Here is a 558-nt window from a genome sequence, read left to right as displayed (position 1 = left end):
CGGTACACGGCAAATTCGTCGCCGTTCGCATTGCACAGGCCGCGCCGCCATCGGCCGCTTGCACACTGATTTTGCCGTCGGGGCTGCGCCTCGAGATGGCCGCGCTGCCGGCACCGGTCTGGCTGGCTGCGCTGGAGCAGTCACACCCGGGAGCGCGCTGATGCACCCCGGCTGTCGTATCGAACAGGTCTATCTGTACCGCGATCCGGTCGACTTCAGGAAGTCGATTGATGGACTGTCAGCGCTGGTTGAGCAGGAACTAAAGCTCGATCCTTTCGGAAGCGCGTTGTACGTTTTCGTCAACCGGCATCGCAACAAGATCAAGGTCTTGTACTGGCATCGCAACGGTTTCTGCCTTTGGCTCAAGCGTCTTGAGGCGGAAAAATTTGCATGGCCGCGTGAGGCCGACGGAGCCACCCAAACGGTGACGGTACAGCAGTTTGAATGGCTGTTGGAAGGCTTCGATTTATGGCGAAATGCTCCTCATAAAACCTTGCATTTCGGTTCCGTTTCATAGGGGGATTTGGTAAAATAGTGCATGCCAGAAGCCGTCGCAAA

Annotated in this window: 1 protein-coding gene; it reads left to right on the top strand. The window is 57.2% G+C overall.

The annotated features are described in order from the left end of the window. On the top strand, window positions 1-517 hold a 517-nt coding region (gene tnpB / locus F1735_RS34135), incomplete at its 5' end, for an IS66 family insertion sequence element accessory protein TnpB (protein ID WP_222853194.1). Window positions 518-558 lie beyond the last annotated feature (41 nt).

Source organism: Massilia genomosp. 1 (assembly GCF_011682185.1).
Taxonomy (GTDB): domain Bacteria; phylum Pseudomonadota; class Gammaproteobacteria; order Burkholderiales; family Burkholderiaceae_D; genus Telluria_A; species Telluria_A rubra.
This window is presented reverse-complemented; position numbering and strand designations above follow the sequence as displayed.